The organism is Mycolicibacterium smegmatis, from assembly GCF_001457595.1.
Classification (GTDB): domain Bacteria; phylum Actinomycetota; class Actinomycetes; order Mycobacteriales; family Mycobacteriaceae; genus Mycobacterium; species Mycobacterium smegmatis.
Map to the genome: position 1 here is coordinate 4,802,650 of NZ_LN831039.1, position 18,576 is coordinate 4,821,225.

General features: G+C 68.8%; 15 protein-coding genes and 1 tRNA gene. 4 read left to right on the forward strand and 12 right to left on the reverse strand.

Features of this window, described 5'->3' with window-relative positions:
- Positions 1 to 34: 34 nt before the first annotated feature.
- The 3 genes from AT701_RS22995 to AT701_RS23005 are packed head-to-tail and all read right to left on the reverse strand — an operon-like array spanning position 35 to position 5,411.
- Positions 35 to 2,395 (reverse strand): glycerol-3-phosphate 1-O-acyltransferase, encoded by a 2,361-nt coding sequence (locus AT701_RS22995; RefSeq protein ID WP_058126661.1) that lies wholly within the window; start codon positions 2,393 to 2,395, stop codon positions 35 to 37.
- Positions 2,392 to 3,918, reverse strand: a complete 1,527-nt coding sequence (locus AT701_RS23000) for an HAD-IB family hydrolase/lysophospholipid acyltransferase family protein (protein WP_058126662.1) — start codon at positions 3,916 to 3,918, stop codon at positions 2,392 to 2,394. The genes AT701_RS22995 and AT701_RS23000 overlap by 4 nt, the downstream gene beginning before the upstream one ends.
- Positions 3,919 to 3,944: 26 nt before the next feature.
- On the reverse strand, positions 3,945 to 5,411 hold the full coding sequence (locus tag AT701_RS23005) for a wax ester/triacylglycerol synthase family O-acyltransferase (protein ID WP_011730024.1): 1,467 nt from the start codon (positions 5,409 to 5,411) through the stop codon (positions 3,945 to 3,947).
- A 139-nt stretch (positions 5,412 to 5,550) separates the two neighbouring features.
- Here AT701_RS23005 and AT701_RS23010 point away from each other — a divergent pair.
- Positions 5,551 to 5,623, forward strand: a tRNA-Arg gene (locus AT701_RS23010).
- 100 nt (positions 5,624 to 5,723) lie between these two features.
- Here AT701_RS23010 and AT701_RS23015 read toward each other — a convergent pair.
- The gene (locus AT701_RS23015) at positions 5,724 to 6,578 is read right to left on the reverse strand and encodes an alpha/beta fold hydrolase (RefSeq protein WP_058126663.1); all 855 of its coding nucleotides are present in this window, start codon (positions 6,576 to 6,578) and stop codon (positions 5,724 to 5,726) included.
- A 292-nt stretch (positions 6,579 to 6,870) separates the two neighbouring features.
- Between AT701_RS23015 and AT701_RS23020 the strand changes: the two genes are divergently transcribed.
- Both AT701_RS23020 and AT701_RS23025 read left to right on the forward strand, forming a co-directional pair.
- Entirely contained in the window at positions 6,871 to 7,473 is a 603-nt protein-coding gene (locus AT701_RS23020) for a class I SAM-dependent methyltransferase (RefSeq protein ID WP_011730026.1), read from the forward strand.
- Between the two features lie 10 nt (positions 7,474 to 7,483).
- Complete coding sequence (locus AT701_RS23025) at positions 7,484 to 8,233, forward strand: enoyl-CoA hydratase (protein WP_058126664.1); 750 nt, start codon at positions 7,484 to 7,486, stop codon at positions 8,231 to 8,233.
- A 2-nt stretch (positions 8,234 to 8,235) separates the two neighbouring features.
- On the opposite strand, the gene AT701_RS23030 is transcribed toward AT701_RS23025, so the two are convergent.
- From AT701_RS23030 to AT701_RS23065, 8 genes are all read right to left on the reverse strand, one after another.
- Complete coding sequence (locus AT701_RS23030; RefSeq protein WP_058126665.1) at positions 8,236 to 9,468, reverse strand: dihydrolipoamide acetyltransferase family protein; 1,233 nt, start codon at positions 9,466 to 9,468, stop codon at positions 8,236 to 8,238.
- Positions 9,465 to 10,541: an alpha-ketoacid dehydrogenase subunit beta gene (locus AT701_RS23035; RefSeq protein WP_011730029.1), complete on the reverse strand. Its 1,077-nt coding sequence runs from the start codon at positions 10,539 to 10,541 to the stop codon at positions 9,465 to 9,467. Before AT701_RS23035 ends, AT701_RS23030 begins: the two co-directional genes overlap by 4 nt.
- A gap of 1 nt (position 10,542) precedes the next feature.
- On the reverse strand, positions 10,543 to 11,655 hold the full coding sequence (gene pdhA, locus AT701_RS23040) for a pyruvate dehydrogenase (acetyl-transferring) E1 component subunit alpha (RefSeq protein ID WP_058126666.1): 1,113 nt from the start codon (positions 11,653 to 11,655) through the stop codon (positions 10,543 to 10,545).
- 211 nt (positions 11,656 to 11,866) lie between these two features.
- Entirely contained in the window at positions 11,867 to 12,676 is an 810-nt protein-coding gene (locus tag AT701_RS23045; protein WP_058126667.1) for an HpcH/HpaI aldolase/citrate lyase family protein, read from the reverse strand.
- Complete coding sequence (locus tag AT701_RS23050; protein WP_223495722.1) at positions 12,676 to 13,176, reverse strand: MaoC family dehydratase; 501 nt, start codon at positions 13,174 to 13,176, stop codon at positions 12,676 to 12,678. Before AT701_RS23050 ends, AT701_RS23045 begins: the two co-directional genes overlap by 1 nt.
- Positions 13,173 to 14,336, reverse strand: coding sequence for an acyl-CoA dehydrogenase family protein (locus AT701_RS23055; RefSeq protein WP_003896109.1), 1,164 nt, complete (start codon positions 14,334 to 14,336; stop codon positions 13,173 to 13,175). Before AT701_RS23055 ends, AT701_RS23050 begins: the two co-directional genes overlap by 4 nt.
- Positions 14,333 to 16,336, reverse strand: coding sequence for an acetyl-CoA carboxylase biotin carboxylase subunit (locus AT701_RS23060; RefSeq protein ID WP_058126669.1), 2,004 nt, complete (start codon positions 16,334 to 16,336; stop codon positions 14,333 to 14,335). Before AT701_RS23060 ends, AT701_RS23055 begins: the two co-directional genes overlap by 4 nt.
- A gap of 2 nt (positions 16,337 to 16,338) precedes the next feature.
- A complete protein-coding gene (locus tag AT701_RS23065) occupies positions 16,339 to 17,880 on the reverse strand; it encodes a carboxyl transferase domain-containing protein (RefSeq protein WP_058126670.1) in 1,542 nt (513 codons plus the stop codon).
- A 90-nt stretch (positions 17,881 to 17,970) separates the two neighbouring features.
- Here AT701_RS23065 and bkaR point away from each other — a divergent pair, with 90 nt between their 5' ends.
- Positions 17,971 to 18,576, forward strand: coding sequence for a TetR family transcriptional regulator BkaR (gene bkaR, locus AT701_RS23070; protein ID WP_003896112.1), 606 nt, complete (start codon positions 17,971 to 17,973; stop codon positions 18,574 to 18,576).

Here is an 18,576-nt window from a genome sequence, read left to right on the forward strand (position 1 = left end):
AGTGCCTACCTCTCGAAATACGCCGGTGGACGCCTCACACGGCTTCGTCCCGCTTCGTGCGCCGCTCGCGCTCCCGCGCGGCGAACAGTTCGCGCGCGTACCGGTCGACAGTGTCGAGGTCGCGCAGGATGCCGCGCAGTTCGTCGCGGAACGCGCGCCGCTGCGCCATCAGCTCGGGGCCGTGTTCCAGCAGTCCCTGGTCGGCGGCGACCTGACGGGCCGTGGCGAACAGCAGCGCCGACACCGACTCGTTGTTGCGGACGCGGCCCTGCGCGACGTACTGCCGCCCTACCCCGAGCGCCAACTTGGTCAGATCCTTCTCGGCGATCTCGGCGGGTGCGTCGCGCAGCACATCGGCGACGATCGTGTAGGCCTCGAAGTACGGGCGCAGCATGGCGTCGGCGAGCAGTGGGCGCTTCGCCCGCATCAGCGTCTCGATGCCGTCGCGGCCCGCCCGCACCTGCTGCTCCCAATCGGCATGCCACGACATCTCTTCCGCGACGTTCTGGTGGAACGCCGCGGAGTCGGCGAAGTAGAAGTCGAACTTCAGCAGGTCACGCAGTCGCACCACCTGGGTCCAGAAGGCCTGCAGCGGATCACCTTCGGCGTCGGCGGTGCGCGCGGCGTAGGCGAGCGCAAGCTCGACCAGTGAGGTCTCCAGGAACGCGTGGATCAGCGAGTTGCGGTAGAACGCGGCCTCGAGTTCGTTCTCGGGGGCGATGCGCCAGACCGGTTCGCGACCGGTGTCGATGCACGTGACGGGATGACCGCCCGACAACGCGTCGACGGCCGCACGCACGCCCTCGAGGGTGCGCAACCGCATCGCGCTGTTGGTCACCGGGGTTTTCTTCTGCTCGAGGTAGTCGAGCGAATCCTGCAGTGCCTGATGGAGTTGCTCGAGGGTGAGCGCGACGCCGCGCGCGGTGAGCAGCAGCGCCGAGACGAGGTTGGTCGCGTTGACGGGCGTGACGCGCAGGATGCGCCAGGCCACCTCGAACGCCATCTTCTGCATGGCCAGCCGCTTGGCCGCCTCGTCCTCGACGAGCGGGCCGTGCGGCTCACCGAGGTACTGGCGCATCGAAACCGCCTCGGGGAAGCGGACATAGATTTTGCCGTAGTTGCGTTCGCCCTGGGCCTTGACGAAGTTGTACAGCCAGCTCAGCCCTTCGGGCCGCTTCTCCCCGCCGCGTGCGTACTCGGCGTACTCGGCGGTCTCGTGCAACTGGTCGAAGCTGATCGACACCGGTTGCAGCAGGATGTCGTCGCTGCGGCCGTCCAGGTAGGCGTCGGCCACGTACGCCAGCAGTCCGAGCTTGGGCGGCAGCATCTTCCCGGTGCGCGACCGCGTGCCCTCGATGGACCAGTTCAGGTTGAACCGCTTCTCGACGAGGTAGCCGACGTACTGGCGCAGCACGTATTTGTACAGCGGGTCGTCGAGCTTGCGGCGCAGGAAGATCACACCCGAATGCCGGAAGATCGGACCCATGACGCCGAACGACAGGTTGATCCCGGCGAAGGTGTGCACCGGCGGAAGTCGGTTCTCCTGCATCGCGACCGGCACGATGACACCGTCGAGATAAGAGCGGTGCGAGAACAGCAGCACGGCGGGATGCTGCTCAAGCGCGTGGCGCATCTGCTCGATCTCGATGCGGTCGTAGTCGATTCGCGGGTCGAAACCACGGCTGAAGATGGCCCGGCCCAGTGACGGGATGAGGTCCACCGAGAAACGGCTCCACCCGGTCGAGAGCTCGTCGAGCATCTCGCCGGCCTTCTCCGGCGTGGCACCCGGGATCTGGGCGAGGCCCTCCCGGAACCGCGCCGACGCCATCATCTCCGGTTTGACCAGCCGCGGCGACTTGTACTCCGGCCCCAAGAGCCGCAACTCGACCCGCTCGATGGCCAGCACGGCGCGGCGCAGCACGAAATGCGCGAAGTCGCGCGGGTTTTCGCCGACGGTCGTCTCACTCCACTGCTTGCGCAGCTCTGACACCTTGGCCGGTTCGCCCGCGACCACGCGGGCGCGCGACGGGTCCTTGCGCAGGATGCGGCGCTGCAGGATCTCCGGTGGCCGGTAGGTGTCGCGGCCCGACATCAGGGCGACCACCTTCAGCCGCGTGGGCAGCCCCCCGGGAACCCAGAACACCCGCACGGGAACCACGAGACGGTTCTCGTCGGCTTCGAGTTCCTCGACCAGACGTGCGAGATCCCCCGGCGCCGGTTCGTCGGTGGCAGGCAACTGGAGCACGTCGACCTTGGAATCGGGGTGTTCTCGGCGGTGGGTGCGCAGCCAGACGTTGAGCAGTTCCAGTTCGGCGTCCGACGACACCGACGCCAGCACCAGCGCGTCGTCGTTGGTGGTGAAGCTCGCGAAGTAGTCGGTCGGGGGCGCGGTCACGGACGTCCTTTCGCAGGCGCCTTCTTCGCCGCTTTGCGGGCCGTCTTCTTCGCGGCTTTGCGTGGCGAATAGATGTCGAACTCCGGCAGCCGGTCGTGCGGCCACGACGCGAGCGTGTCGAGGTAGATCTGGCGGACCTGCTCGATGCGTTCGGGCAGGTTCTCGACGGTCCAGTCGTCGACCGGGATCGGCGGGTACACCGCGACGTCGACGGTGCCCGGGTTGAACGTGCTGGAATCGCGTGCGGCGATCACCTCGGCGTTGCGGATCACGATGGGCACCACGGGAATTCCCGCGGCCATCGCGATGCGGAACGCCCCCTTCTTGAACGGGCCCACCGCGGTGGTGTCCAGCCGGGTGCCCTCCGGCGCGATCAGGATCGAGATGCCTTCGCGGGCAAGCTCTTCCACCTTGTGCAGGCCTTCGACGGCCTTCACCGGGTCGTCGCGGTCGATGAACGCGGCGTCCATGACGCGCCCGAGGGTGCCGACCAGCGGATCATTGGCGAGCTCTTTCTTGCCGACACCGGTGAAGTTGTCACGCACCAGGGTTCCCGCGATGATCGGGTCGACCTGGTTGCGGTGGTTGAAGATGAACACCGCCGGCCGCTGCGCGGTCAGGTTCTCCTCCCCCAGCACGTTGAGGTTGACGCCGGTGGTCGCCAGCAGCACCCGGCTCCACGTGGAGGTGAAGAAGTTGACGCCGCGACGGCGGTTGCGGTTGAGCAGGCCCCAGCCGATCGCCGCCCCCGCCACCGGCATCAGCGACGCCACGCCGGCCACGGTGCGCAGTTGCGCCATGGGGCTGCTGCCGCTGCGGCTGGTGAACCGCAGGATGGGCCACCCGCGTTTGGCGGCGACAGCGGCGAGCTTGCCCTCGGGGTTGGTCGGCCGCGGGTTGCCGACCAGGTACATCAGCGCGACGTCCTCGTCGCCGTCGGCGTAGAAGTAGCTCTTCGACAGGTCGACACCGTTGGCGGCCGCGAATTCCTGTACGGCGCGGGCCTTCCCGGGACCCCAGATGATCGGCGTCCTCACCTCACCGGTGATCAGACCGTCCTCGTCGGTCTCGAACTTGTTGCTCAGCACGTTGTCGATGCCCAGGAAGCGGGCCACGGGCTCCACCTGCACGGTCAGCGCCGACGAACTGAGCACCACGGTGTGCCCGCGGGCCATGTGGGCACGGACCATCGCCCGCATCTCGGGATAGATGCGGCCCTGCACGTACTGCACGAACAGGCGCTCCCCGAGTTCGTCGAGATCACTGAGCGAATTGCCGCGCAGCATCCGCGCGCCCTTGCCGATGAGGTCCTCGAACTCCGAGCGGCCGAGGCGGTGGTTGAGACCGGCCTGCACCATGCCGATGAACTCGCCGACGCTCATCTGGCGTCGCCGCAGCCGGTCCTGGGTCATGAGCACCCCGGTGAAACCCGCCACCAGGGTGCCGTCGAGGTCGAAGAACGCACCGATCTCCGGACCTTCCGGGCTCGCCTCGATCTCGGCGAGTGTCCCGGGAAGCCGCATGGGCCTACCGGCCGAACCCACGGATGTCACTGCGCACCACCAATGTTCGTGCCGGGTTCGGGGTCAAACGACGCCGGGGTGCAGCGCACCTCGCCACCGAGGGCGAGCACCTCGTCGAAGCCCTGCTGCAGGCACCGCGCGAACAGCGCGCCGTCGGTGATCGCCGCGCGGTCGTAGCGGACGGTGACGGTGATGTAGCCGCCCCGCGAGATCAGCACCACCATCATCGCCACGCCGGGCAGCGGTCCCAGCCCGTAGTGCCGCAGGATCTTGGCCCCGGCGAGGAAGGTGTCGCCCGGATAGATCGGCACGTTCGAGGCCTGCACGTCGGAGTTCACCACCGAACCGGCCACCGATTCCAGGATCGTGTCGGGCAGCAGGCTCAACACCGGCGCGATGGCACCGACGACATCGATCGCCCGTTCCTCGCGCAGGCTGGTCATCTGGCTCCTGACGGACTTGATGCGCTGCTCGGCGTCCTCGATGCCGATCGGCGCCGACAGGTTGACCCCCGCGAAGCGGTTGCCGCCGGCCGGGTCGTCCTCGGCGCGCAGGTTCACCGGCACCGCCATCGGCAGCGAGTCGATCGGCACGCCCTTGGCGTCGTGGTAGAGCCGCAGCGCGCCGCACACCCCGGCGAGATAGGCGTCGTTGATCGAACCGCCCGCGGCCTTGGCCGCGCGGTGGAAGTCGCCGAACGGGATGTCGATGGCCTCGCTGCGCGACGCCAGGCTGCGTCGGCGCAGCAGCGGCGAGGGCTCGGCGGCCGGGGCCATCACCCGGGTGCCCGACATTGCGTAGTCCACGACACCGCTGACCGCCGAGATCGGGTCGCGCACCACCTTGGTGACCGCACGCGCCGCGCCGCCGAGGGCGCCGAGCACGCCGCCGGCGATCGAGCCGGGCAACCGGTTGATGCCCTCGCGCATCAGTTCGCCGGGTGAGAGATCCTGCGGGATGGGCAGCGGCGGTGGCGTGTCCGGTTCGGGATCGCGTTCGAGGTCATAGATGCTGGCGAACATCTCCACACCGCCGACGGCGTCGCTGACCGCGTGGCTCAGGTGCAGGATCGTCGCGGCGCGCCCGTCGGCCAGTCCCTCGACCAGCGTGGCGCTCCACAGCGGACGGGTGATGTCCATCGGTGACTGCATGGCAACCTCGGCCAGGTCGAGCACCTGCCGCAGGGTTCCCGGCCCGGGCACCCGCACACGTCGCACGTGGTAGTCGAGGTTGAAGTCGGGGTCAACCACCCAGCGCGGCGCCGCGGTCGGAAGTGTGGGCATCACGACCTTCTGCCGCAGCCGCACCACCTTGCGCGACGCATGGTCGAAGCGGGTGCGGAACCGCTCCCAGTCCGGGGTGGTGTCGAGCAGTTCGACGCCCATGATTCCCGAGCGTGTGCGCGGGTTCGCCTCCCCGCGGTGCAGCAGCTGATCGACTGCACTCAGCTCTTCGGGCAATCCGGCCGCGTCCCGCTCCGGCACGTAGCTCATAGCGTGGTCCCTCTCCCCTCACCCGGCAGCCAAGTGCAGCGTCCACGCTAGTCTGCGTCCGCCGGACACGGGTCCGGTTTCCCCACGTGTCACACGTATGCGTATCCGGCGAAGACGGACGATAGACTCATCCGTCGTTGCCTCCGTAGCTCAATGGATAGAGCATCGGCCTTCTAATCCGACGGTTGCAGGTTCGAGTCCTGCCGGGGGCGCTTTGCCGGTGTGTGGAGCCGGTGGCCCGGACCGGGCTGCTGCTGCCACCACCAGGTGGCAGCCTCCGGGGCTCGAATCGCGGCTCCGGAGGTAACCCACTCAGCGCGCCGCAGCAAGATCCTCGGCGAGGAAATCGAGCAGAACCCGATTGAACTCCTCGGTGTGGCTCACCGGGATACCGTGGGGCCCACCGGAGATGACGTGCAGGCGGCTGTTGGGCAGCGCCGCGTGGGTACGTTCACCGCAGTTCTGCAGCGGGGTCGTCGCGTCGGCGTCGCCGTGGATGACCAGCGCGGGTACGGTCACCCGCGGAAGATCCTCACGAAAGTCGGTGTTGGAGAACGCCGCCATGCATGCCAGCGCCGCGTTCTTGCTGGCCTGTCCGCACATGTCGAGGACCTGCTGCAGCGCGTCCTCGGAGATGGTCAGGACGCCATCGGCCGAGAACACCCCCGTCATCATCTCGCGGTAGAACGCGTCGGAGTTCGTCGTCAGCGCCGCGGCCATCTGCGCGGCCTGCGTCTTGCTCAGCGGGCCCTCGGGGTTGTCCGCGGTGTTCAGCATGTACGGGGTCACCGGCGCGGCCAACACCACGCTGCGCAACCGCTCGGTGCCCTTGCGCGCGCAGTAGGCAGCGACCTCACCGGTGCCCATCGAGAACCCGACCAGGGTCGCGTCACGTACGTCGAGTTCATCCAGCACCGCCGCGAGGTCGTCGGACAACGCTTCGTACGTGTAACCCACAAGGGAGGTGTCGCTGCGTCCGAAGCCGCGGCGGTCATAGGTGATCACGCGGTGGCCCGCGGCCGTCAGGGCCTCGACCTGCGCACCCCAGGATTCACCGGTCAGCGGCCAGCCGTAGACCAGCACCACCGGACGGCCGGCACCGCCGGTGTCCTCGACGTGCAGTTCGATCGACCGGAGCAGGCCACGGTAGGCCGTGATGGCAGCCACAGATCCTCCAACAGTATTTCAGGGGTTTACCAGTCTGTACCCGGCGAGAACTCGCCGAAACTCACCTCGAACCCAGGGACGCCTGAAGACGCCGGCGTCCGTCCCGAATCACGAAGAGCGACAATGTATCTGATGTGGACACGCGTGAAATCACCGCCCGTGTCCTCGATCACGTCGATCCGGCGCGCCCGACGGGGCACATCGCTGCCTCTCACCTCCCGCTCGTGCGGAACATTCACCCGTCTACGTGGGATTACTGACGTGTCGGAGCCGTCGTGGCACAGTCGATGGCGTGCCATCTCCCGCGTACTGGAATCACAACACCGCATACCACCCGTGGTTGCGGCGGATCGCCGCGCAACACCGCGGCGACGTCCTGGACGTGGGATGCGGTGACGGCCTGCTCGCGCAGCGGCTCGCGCCGGTCTCACGGTCGGTGACCGCGATCGAACCGGATCCCCAGACACTGCAACGTGCCTGGGTCCGTCTTGCGCACCTGCCCAATGTGACTGTGGCCCAGAACGATTTCGACACCTTCGACCCGGGGACCCACCGCTTCGACGTCGTCACCATGGTCGCGACCCTGCACCACATGGACCTGCGTGCCGCGTTGTCCAAGGCGCGAGAACTGCTCACCCCGACCGGCGAGATCGCGGTGGTGGGGCTGTCGGCCAACAAGACCCTGCGGGACTGGGCGTGGTCGGGATTGTGCCTGCCTGCGGTGCGGCTGGGATCGTTCTGTCACCGCGAGACCCGTGACATCGGGGTGCCGGTCGCCGAACCGGCCGAGAATCTCGACGAGATCCGCCGGGTCGCCGCCGACGTGCTACCGGGCGCGATGATCCGGCGGGCCCTGTACTACCGCTACCTGCTGCGCTGGCAGCCCGCGAACTAAGCTGGCCGCCGTGGCCGATTCCGTACTGGTCGAAACGTCCGACCGCATCGCTGTGATCACTGTCAACGATCCCGATCGCCGCAATGCGGTGACGTTCGAGATGTCCGCGGCGCTGCGCAGTGCCGTCGAGGCGGCCGAGGCCGATCCCGATGTGCACGCGGTGGTGGTGACCGGCGCGGGCAAGGCGTTCTGCGCGGGCGCGGACCTGGCCGCCCTCGGCACGGCGACCGAGGACGGGCTTCGCAAGATCTACGACGGCTTCCTGGCCGTCGCCCACTGCACACTGCCCACCATTGCCGCGGTGAACGGCGCCGCGGTCGGGGCTGGGCTCAATCTGGCGCTGGCGGCCGACGTGCGCATCGCCGGTCCGCACGCGCTGTTCGATCCGCGCTTCCAGAAGCTGGGGATCCACCCGGGCGGCGGCGCCACCTGGATGCTGCAGCGCGCCGTCGGGCCCGAGGTCGCGCGTGCGGCGCTGCTCTTCGGGATGCGGTTCGACGCCGAGGCCGCGGTTCGTCACGGCCTCGCGCTCACCGTGGCCGACGATCCCCTCGCCGCGGCCAGGGAACTGGCCTCAGGGCCGGCGAGCGCACCGCGCGAGGTCGTGCTGGCCACCAAGGCGTCCATGCGGGCGACCGCGAACCCCGGCGTGATCGACACCGATCAGCACCGCGCGGCCGTCGACATCGAACTGGGCCCGCAGGCCCGCTCGATCGAATCACCCGAGTTCGCCGCGCGTCTCGCCGCCCGGCGCAAGTGACCTCAGAGATCGAGGAGAGCCAGGTCGGGTTCCTCGATCAGCCCGCGTAGTTCGCCGAGGAACGCCGCGGCCTGGGCCCCGTCGGCGATGCGGTGGTCGAACACGCAGGTGAGCGACATCGTCGGGCGGGCCACGACGGCTCCGTCGACCACGACGGGCCGCTCCCGCAGCGAGCCCATGCCGAGGATCGCGGCCTCGGGGTAGTTGATCACCGGAACGCCGTCGTCGACGCCGAGCGCGCCGAAGTTCGACACCGTGAACGTCGACCCCGTCAGTTCGGCAGGCGACAGCGTGCCCGCGCGGGCGCTTTCGACGAGCCGGGCCACCGTGACCGCGAGTTGCCGCGTGGTCATGCCCTGCGCATCGCGCACCACTGGCACCAGCAGACCGCGCGGCGCGGCGACACCGATCCCCAGGTGCACCGCCGAGTGTTGATGGATCTGCGGGCCGCCGGTGGTCTCCATCCACGTCGCGTTGAGCACCTCGTGACGACGCAACGCGACGGTCAGCAGGCGCAGCGTCAGCACGAACGGCGTGACGGGCAGGTCGGGTTCGGCGTCGCGGATGCGGTCGCGCAGCCGCAGCAGCGCGGTGCAGTCGACGTCAACGCGTGCGTGTGCATCGGGGATCTCGCGGCGCGACAACGCCATTCGCCGCGCCATCTCGGCCTGCACGCCGCGCACGTCGCGGGTCTGCGACGGCTGAGCCGTGCCGGCGCTGTACGCCGCCGGGGATCTGCCCGCCGCGGCCAGCACGTCGTCGCGCGTGATGATGCCGTCTGGCCCGGATCCCGCACCCAACGCACCCAGGTCGACGCCGAGATCGGCGGCCAGTTTGCGCACGGGCGGCTTGGCACGTGCTCGCGGACCGTGCGTGCGGCGGCGGCTGGCATCCATCGAGTCGTCGGCGCCGTACCCGACGAGCACCGACTTGCGTTGTGCGGCTTCACCGTTCCTCGAATGCGCCCCAGGATGCGCCTCGACCGGCTCGTCGGAGGACGTGGCGATACGCACCAGCAACGACCCCACGGCAAGGATGTCCCCTGCCGCGCCGCCGAGCGCTTCCACCTTGCCTGCATACGGGCTGGGGATCTCGACCTCGGCCTTGTTGGTCTCGACCGTGCACAGCGTCTGGTTCAACTCGACGGTGTCGCCGACGTCGACGTTCCAGCTGGTGATGGTCGCGTCCTGGAGGCCCTCACCGAGATCGGGCACCAGGAAGTCCCGGGTGCTCACGGCTGCTCCATCGCGCGTTCGACGCAGTCGAGCAGTCGGTCCACGCCGGGCAGCCACAGCTTCTCGAGCCGGGCCGGTGGGTAGGGCGTGTCGAACCCGGTGGCCCGCAACACGGGAGCCTCAAGGTCGTAGAACAGCTCCTCGGAGATCCGTGCGGCCAGTTCGGCGCCGAAACCCAGTGTGCGTGGGCCTTCGTGCATCACCACGGCGCGACCGGTGCGCCGCACCGAATCCGCGACGGTGTCGAAGTCGAGCGGGTTGAGCGATCGCAGGTCGACCACTTCCATGCTCCAGCCGCGGTCCTCGGCGAGTTCGGCCGCCGACAGTGCGGTGGCGACCAGCCCGCCGTAGGTGATCACGGTGACGTCGGATCCGTTGCGCCGCACCGCGGCCCGGCCGATGGGCAGCGCCGGCGTGGTGGTGTCGACGGCCTCGCGGGCCCAGTAGCGGCGTTTGGGCTCCAGATAGATCACCGGGTCGGGGCTGCTGATCGATTCGCGCAGCAGCCAGTACGCGTCCGACGGCGTGGACGGCACGACGACCTTGAGGCCCGCGGTGTGCAGCCAGTAGGTCTCGGTGGATTCCGAATGGTGCTCGACGGCCCCGATCCCGCCGAACGACGGGATGCGCACCGTCACCGGCATGTCGATGTCGCCGTGGGTCCGCATCCGGTATTTCGCGAGATGGCTGGCGATCTGGTCGAACGCCGGGTAGCTGAAGCCGTCGAACTGGATCTCCGGGACCGGGACGAAACCACGTATCGCGAAACCCACGGCGATGCCGATGATCGCCGATTCGGCGAGCGGGGTGTCGAAACACCGTTCGGCGCCGAAGCTTTCGGTGAGCCCGTCGGTCACCCGGAACACGCCGCCGAGCGTCGCGACGTCCTCCCCGAAGACCAGGACGCGCTCGTCGGCGGCCATCGCGTCGCGCAGCGCACGGTTGATCGCCTGCACCATGGTGAGTTCGGTGACTGCCGGGACGGGAGCCTGGGCTGCAGCCGGGGTCAGGATGCTGCCCCACGGCTCGGGCGCGTCGCCCTGCGCCGCGGGTCGGTCGATGATCTGGGTCATCTCAGGCCTCCTTCGCCAACTCGGACAGCAACTGATCACGTTGACGCGCCAGTTCAGGTGTGATGTCGGCGTAGACCGTGTCGAACATCTCGGCCGGGTCGACGTCGGGTGCACCGACGATGGCGTCGCGCAACTCGGCGCACAGCCGCGAAGACCGCGCGGCCACCCGCTCTTCGAGGCGCTCGGTCCACACCCCGATGTTCTGCAGGTAGGTGCGGTACCGCGCGATGGGATCGCGCGCCGCCCACGCCTCGACCTCCTCGGCCGGGCGGTAGCGGGTCGGATCGTCGGAAGTGGTGTGCGGGCCCATGCGGTAGGTGACGGCCTCGATCAGCGTCGGCCCCTCGCCGCGGCGGGCCCGCTCGGCGGCCTCGGACATCACCGCGTAGCAGGCGAGCACGTCGTTGCCGTCGACGCGGATGCCGGGCATGCCGTAGCCGATCGCGCGGTGGGCGATGGTCGGGCCGGCCTGCTGGCGGCTGACCGGCACGGAGATCGCCCACTGGTTGTTCTGGATGACGAACACGCACGGCGCGCGGAACACCGTGGCCAGGTTGAAGGCCTCGTGCGCGTCGCCTTCGCTGGTGGCGCCGTCCCCGAGGAACGCCACGGTCACCGAGTCCTCGCCGAGACGCTGCGCGGCCATCGCCGCGCCGACGGCGTGCAGACCGTGGGTGCCGATGGGGATCGCAATGGGTGCGACGCACTTGTCGGTGAACGACAGGCCGCCGTGCCACTTGCCGCGCCACACCGCACCCATCTGGGCCGGCGTGATGCCGCGCAGCAGGAACGCGCCGATCTCGCGGTACTGCGGGAACAGCCAGTCGGTCTTTCGCAGGCACGCCGCCGCGCCGATCTGCGCGGCCTCCTGACCGCGGCACGACGCGAACAGCGCCAGCTCACCCTGTCGTTGCAGGTTGACGAACTCGACGTCGAGGTTGCGCGTGACGACCATCGATTCGTAGAGCCAGCTCAGCGTCTCCGGAGGGAGGTCGCGGCTGTAGCGCGAGGGGGGTCTGTCAGGTGAGGGTGAACCGTCGGCAGCAACCAACTGCACAGGTTCGGGGTCGAACCCGGTGTCGTACCCGGGCGCAGACGAATACTGCATGGCCATACCGCCTCCTTCAGGTGACGGCATGTTGCGCCGTCATTCCACGAGGTGCTCAGTGCGACGACGGGTCGAGCAAAACCCCAGGTGAGGGGACTCCGGTGGGGACCAGGGTGCGGTACCGGCCGGACGATGCGCTCGTCACGTCGCTGCACAGGGGCAAGGCCCATTATGCCAGCGGACGGCCGCGTGCTGTGACCGTCGCCACAATGTGTCGCTAACCGTTATCGGGTGCCAGCGCGGCGATGCGTTCGGCGCGACGCAGGACGGGCGCGTCGACCATCATGCCCTCGAATGCGAAGGCCCCCGGCTGCGTCTCGGCGGCCGCGAGCACCTCCCGCGCCCACCGCGCCTGCTCGGGCGTGGGCATGTAGCCCTCGCGGATCACCGCGACCTGGCTGGGATGGATGGCGACCTTGACGTCGAAACCGACCGCGACGGCATCGTCGACCTCGGCGCGCAGTCCGTCGAGATTCCTGATGTCGATGTACACCGAATCCAGGGCCTGCTTGCCGAAGGCCTTCGCCGCGAGCAGTGAGCGAGACCGGACGTACTTGGCGACGTCGCGGTAGGAGTCGTCGGGGAACCGGTTGTTCGTGCCGCCGAGGAAGCCGAACAGGTCTTCGGCGCCCCACATGACGCCCCAGGTGTTCGCGGCCGCGGCGGCCTCGTCGACCTTGAGCGCGCCCAGCGGGGTCTCGACGATCAGCACGACCTCCAGCGGCGCCAGAGCGGTGACCTGTGCGGCAGATTCGCACTTGGGCAGCATGACGGTGGTGTACGCGGTCTGCGACAGCACGTCGAGGTCGAGTTTCTGCTCCGGTGAGTCACCGGGGTTGATGCGCACCACGGTACGCGCGGGATCCAGCGGTGTACTCAACAGCGCCTCGCGGGCGGCCGGTTTGTCGCCGGCCCCGTCCTCGAGGTCGAGGATCACCACATCGGCCGCCGCGGCGGCCTTCTCGAAACGTTCCGGACGATCTGCCGGGCAGAACAGCCACGCCGGGCCGGTGGTCGCCAGACCCATCACGCCTCTCCTTCCGGACGCATCCGCACCATGGTCTTGCGCTGGGCGGTCGCCACGATGTCACCGTGCTGGTTACGGCCGGTGTGCGCGAAAGTCAGGATGCCCTCCCCCGGCCTGCTCTTGGAGGCGCGCTTCTCCAGGATCTCGGTCTCGGCGTAGAGCGTGTCGCCGTGGAAAAGCGGTTTGGGAAAGGAGATCTCGGAGAATCCCAGGTTGCCGACGATGGTGCCCTGCGTCAGCTGGGCCACCGAGAGACCGACCAGGGTGGACAGCGTGAACATCGAGTTCACCAGACGCTGGTTGAACGGCGGCAGCGCATCGGAGAACGCCGCATCCAGGTGCAGCGCCTGGGTGTTCATGGTCAGCGTGGTGAACAGGACGTTGTCGGCCTCGGTGATGGTGCGCCCGGGACGGTGTTTGTAGACCACACCGATCTCGAACTCCTCGAACCAGAGACCGCGTTGCTCCACCACCTTCTTCGCGCCCACTGCATCCGTCACAGACCGAGCTCCCTTCCGATCAGCATCAGCTGAACTTCCGTTGTGCCTTCCCCGATTTCGAGGATCTTGCTGTCGCGGTAGTGCCGGGCCACCGAGTACTCGTTCATGAACCCGTAGCCACCGAAGATCTGCGTGGCGTCGCGTGCGTTGTCCATCGCGGCCTCGCTGGCCACCAGCTTGGCCACCGAGGCGGCCTTCTTGAACGGCTTGCCTGCCAGCATGAGTGCCGCGGCGTCGTAGTAGGCCGTGCGGGCGGCGTGTGCGCGGGCCTCCATCCGGGCGATCTTGAACGCGATCGCCTGGTAGGTGCCGATGGCCGCGCCGAATGCCTGACGTTCCTTGGCGTACTTCACCGATTCGTCGACGCAACCCTGCGCCGCGCCGACCGACAGCGCCGCGATCGCGATGCGGCCCTCATCGAGGATGCGCAGAAAGTTGGCGTAGCCGCGGCCGCGCTCACCGAGCAGGTTCTCCTCGGGCACGCGCACGTCGTCGAAGCTCAGCGGGTGGGTGTCCGACGCGTTCCAGCCGACCTTGTTGTAGGCCGGTTCGGCCGTGAACCCCTCGGTGGGCACGGGCACCAGGATCGACGAGATCTCTTTGCGGCCATCGGGTTTCTCACCTGTCACCGCGGTGACGGTGACCAGGCGGGTGATGTCGGTGCCCGAGTTGGTGATGAACTGCTTGGACCCGTTGATCACCCAGTGCCCGTCATCGAGACGCGCGGTGGTCTTGGTGGCACCGGCGTCGCTGCCGCCGCCTGCCTCGGTGAGGCCGAACGCGCCCAGAGCCTTGCCACTGGCCAAGAGCGGCAGCCACTCCTGCTTCTGCGCGTCGTTGCCGAACCGGTACACCGGCATCGCGCCCAGCGACACACCGGCCTCCAGGGTGATGGCGACACTCTGGTCCACGCGGCCGAGTTCCTCCAGCGCGAGGCACAGCGCGAAATAGTCGCCGCCCATGCCGCCGTACTCCTCGGGGAACGGCAGACCGAACAGGCCCATGTCGGCCATGCCCGCCACGACCTCGTACGGGAACGAGTGCTCCTCGTCGTGTTTGGCGGCCACCGGCGCCACGACGCTCTGGGCGAAGTCCCGCACGGTCTTGGCGAGTTGCTCGTAGTCGTCCGGGAGGCTCCCGGTCGAGAGGAAGTCGGTCATGATTCGTTCTCCTGGGTGTGGGCGGTGATACGGGCCAGGGGCTGACCCACTTTGACCTGATCGCCGACGGCGACGAGTATCTTGGCCACGCCGTCGACCGGCGCGGTCAGTGCGTGTTCCATCTTCATGGCTTCGACGGTGACCACCACGGTGCCCGCGGTCACATCGGATCCGTCGGGAACACCCACGGCGACAACAGATCCCGGCATCGGGCTGACGAGTTCGGCGTCACCGCTGTGCGCGTCGTCGGGACGCACCGGCTCTTCGCGCACCTTCTGAACCGACCACGTGCGCCCACCGCCGGACAACCAGATCTGACTGTCGGTGACCGCGACGCGGTAGTCGGTGCGCAACCCGTCGAGGGTGACGGCGAACGTATCAGAACCCGGCGTGAAATCCGCACTGACGGTGTGGGTGTCGCCGTGTTCGACCGCGGCGGAGGCCCGCTCGGGGTTTCCGGTGATGTAGACGTGGTCGGTGCGGTCACCGGCGTGCAACCGGAACGTCGCGGGTGCCCACTCGCCGACGCGCCATCCCGACGGCACGCGCCACAGGTCGCCCCCGGCGGCCGACCACTGCCGTGCCCACAGGTAGGCCGCGGCCGCGATCAGCTGTTCGTCACCGACCGTGGCGGGCGCGAAGTCGGGGGCCCTGCGGTCCAGCAGGCCTGTGTCGAGGCGGCCCGCGGCGACGTCGTCGTCGGCGAGCAGGAAGCGCAGGAACTCGATGTTGGTGGTGACGCCGAGCACCGCGGTGTCGGCCAGTGCGCGGTCCAGGATCTGCAGTGCGGACGCGCGGTCGCTGCCGTGGGCGATGATCTTGGAGAGCATGGGGTCGTAGTCGCTGCCGACGACGGTGCCCGCCGCGAGCCCGGAGTCGACGCGCACGCCGCGGCCCGTGGGCTCACGCAGCCCCAGCACATCTCCGCCGGTGGGCAGGAAACCGGCCGCCGGATCCTCGGCGTACACGCGGGCCTCCACGGCGTGACCGGTCAGCGTGATGTCGTCCTGCCCGATCGTGAGCGGTTCGCCCGCGGCGATGCGGATCTGCTGTTCCACCAAATCGATCCCGGTGACCAGTTCGGTGACCGGGTGCTCGACCTGCAGCCGGGTGTTCATCTCCATGAAGAAGAACTCGTCGGGGCGGTCGGCGGAGACGATGAACTCGACCGTGCCTGCCCCGGTGTAGTCGACACTACGCGCGGTGGCGCACGCCGCGGCCCCGATCCTGGCGCGGGTGGCCTCGTCCAGCAGTGGCGACGGCGCTTCCTCGATGACCTTCTGGTGGCGGCGCTGCAGGCTGCACTCGCGCTCGCCGAGATGGATGACGTTGCCGTGGCCGTCGGCGAGCACCTGCACCTCGATGTGGCGCGGACGCTGGACGAACCGCTCGAGGAACAGCGTGTCGTCACCGAACGCCGCACCGGCCTCTCGCCGTGCCGACACCAGCGCCGCGGGCAGATCGGCGGCCGCTTCGACCACCCGCATGCCCTTGCCGCCACCGCCGGCGGACGGTTTCACCAGCACCGGGTAGCCGACCTCGGCGGCGCCGGCGATCAGGTCGTCGTCGGTGAGCCCGGGCCGGGAGATGCCGGGGACCACCGGGACACCGAACGCCGACACCGCGGCCTTTGCCGCGATCTTGTCGCCCATCGTGGCGATCGCCGAGGCGGGCGGGCCGATGAACACGATGCCCGCCGCGGCCAGCGCGGCCGCGAATTCGGCGTTCTCGGACAGGAATCCGTAACCCGGATGGACGGCCTGGGCGCCGGTGCGCCGCGCGGCGCCGACGACCGCGTCGATGTCGAGGTAGCTCTGCCGCGCGGCGGCCGGGCCGATGCACACCGCGACGTCGGCCTCGGTGACGTGGCGCGCGCCGGCGTCGGCCTCGCTGAACACCGCGACCGAGCGGATACCCATGGCGCGCAGGGTGCGGATGACGCGCACCGCGATCTCGCCGCGGTTGGCGACGAGGACTGTGTCAAAGGTTTGCGAGCTCATCATCACATCCGGAATACGCCATAGGAGACCGGCTCCAGCGGAGCCTGGCCGACAACGGAAAGGGCGAGCCCGACAACGGTTCTGGTGTCGGCGGGGTCGATGACGCCGTCGTCCCACAGCCGCGCGGTCGAGTAGTAGGGGTTGCCCTGGTGCTCGTACTGCTCGCGGATGGGCGCCTTGAACTCCTCGGCTTCGGCGTCGGTCATCTCGCCGCGCACCGTGGCGAGAACCGATGCGGCCTGCTCGCCGCCCATCACCGAGATCCTGGCGTTGGGCCACATCCACAAGAACCGCGGCGAGTACGCGCGTCCGCACATCGAGTAGTTGCCCGCACCGTAGGAGCCGCCGATCACGACGGTCAGCTTGGGCACCCGCGCGCACGCGACCGCGGTGACCATCTTGGCACCGTGTTTGGCGATGCCGCCGGCCTCGTAGTCGCGGCCCACCATGAATCCCGAGATGTTCTGCAAGAACAGCAGCGGCGTCTTGCGCTTGTCGCACAGTTCGATGAAATGCGCTCCCTTGACCGCGGATTCGCCGAACAGCACACCGTTGTTGGCGATGATCCCGACCGGGTGACCGTGGATACGCGCGAACCCGGTGACCAGGGTGGTGCCGTATTCGGCCTTGAACTCGCCGAACTCGCCGCCGTCGACGATGCGGGTGATCACCTCGTGTACGTCGTACGGCACGCGGGCGTCGACCGGGACCACGTCGTAGAGCTCGGTCTGATCGGCGATCGGGTCGACCGCGGGCAGCACCTGCCACGGCGGCGGCTCGGCCGGGCCGAGCGTGGCGACGATGTTGCGCACGATGCGCAGCGCGTCGCGGTCGTCGTGCGCGAGGTGGTCGGTGACGCCCGAGGTCCTGGAGTGCAGGTCGCCGCCGCCGAGTTCCTCGGCGGTCACCACTTCCCCGGTCGCAGCCTTCACCAGGGGCGGGCCGCCCAGGAAGATCGTGCCCTGATTGCGCACGATGACAGCTTCGTCGCTCATGGCGGGCACATACGCCCCGCCCGCGGTGCAGGATCCGAGCACCGCGGCGATCTGGGCGATGCCCTGGGCGCTCATGGTGGCCTGGTTGTAGAAGATGCGGCCGAAGTGGTCGCGGTCGGGGAACACCTCGTCCTGGCGCGGCAGGAACGCACCGCCGGAGTCCACGAGATAGATGCACGGCAGTTTGTTCTGCAGCGCGATCTCCTGTGCGCGCAGGTGCTTCTTGACCGTGATCGGGTAGTACGTCCCGCCTTTCACCGTCGCGTCGTTGGCGACGATGACGCACTCGCGCCCGGACACCCCGCCGATACCGGCGATCATGCCCGCGCCGGGGCACTCGTCGTCGTACATGCCGCCCGCGGCCAGCGGCGCGAGCTCGAGGAACGGGCTGCCGGGGTCCAGCAGGCCGTCGACGCGGTCGCGCGGCAACAGCTTGCCCCGGCCGACGTGGCGTTCCCTCGCGCGTTCGGGCCCGCCGAGGGCGGCGGCCGCGAGCTTGCTGCGCAACTCGGCGACCAGCGCCAGATGCTCGTCGCGATGCGATGACAAGGCGTCTCCATCTGAGTTAATGACGACTAACTCGTGGTACGTTAGTCACGATTAACCGAGTTGTCCATACCCCTACCTCCGGAGCCCGTTATGTCGTCCGTGACGCGCCGCAGCCAGGCCAAATCGGACCGGCGCAGCCAGCTGATCGCCGCGGCCGAACGTCTCGTGGCCGAGCGCGGCTACCTCGCCGTGCGGCTCGAGGACATCGGCGCGGCCGTCGGGGTCAGCGGCCCCGCCATCTACCGGCACTTCCCCAACAAAGAGGCCATGCTGGTCGAATTGCTGGTGGGTATCAGCACACGCCTGCTCGACGGTGCCCGCGAGGTCGTCGAGACCCACGACGACCCGGCCAAGGCTCTCGACGCGCTGGTGGACTTCCACCTCGACTTCGCGTTCGACGAATCCGACCTGATCCGCATCCAGGACCGCGACCTCGCCCATCTGCCCGACACCGCCAAACGGCAGGTGCGCCGCGCGCAGCGGCAGTACGTCGAGATCTGGGTGTCGGTGCTGACGCGGCTGCGGCCCGACCTGCCCGAAGAAGAGGCCCGCGTCATGGCGCACGCCACCTTCGGGCTGCTCAACTCGACTCCGCACAGCGTCAAACCCGCTGTGTCCAAGGCACAGTCGAGCACCGCGCAGTCGCGTGGGGTGCTGCGGAGGATGACCGTCGCGGCGCTCACCGCGACGGGCTGA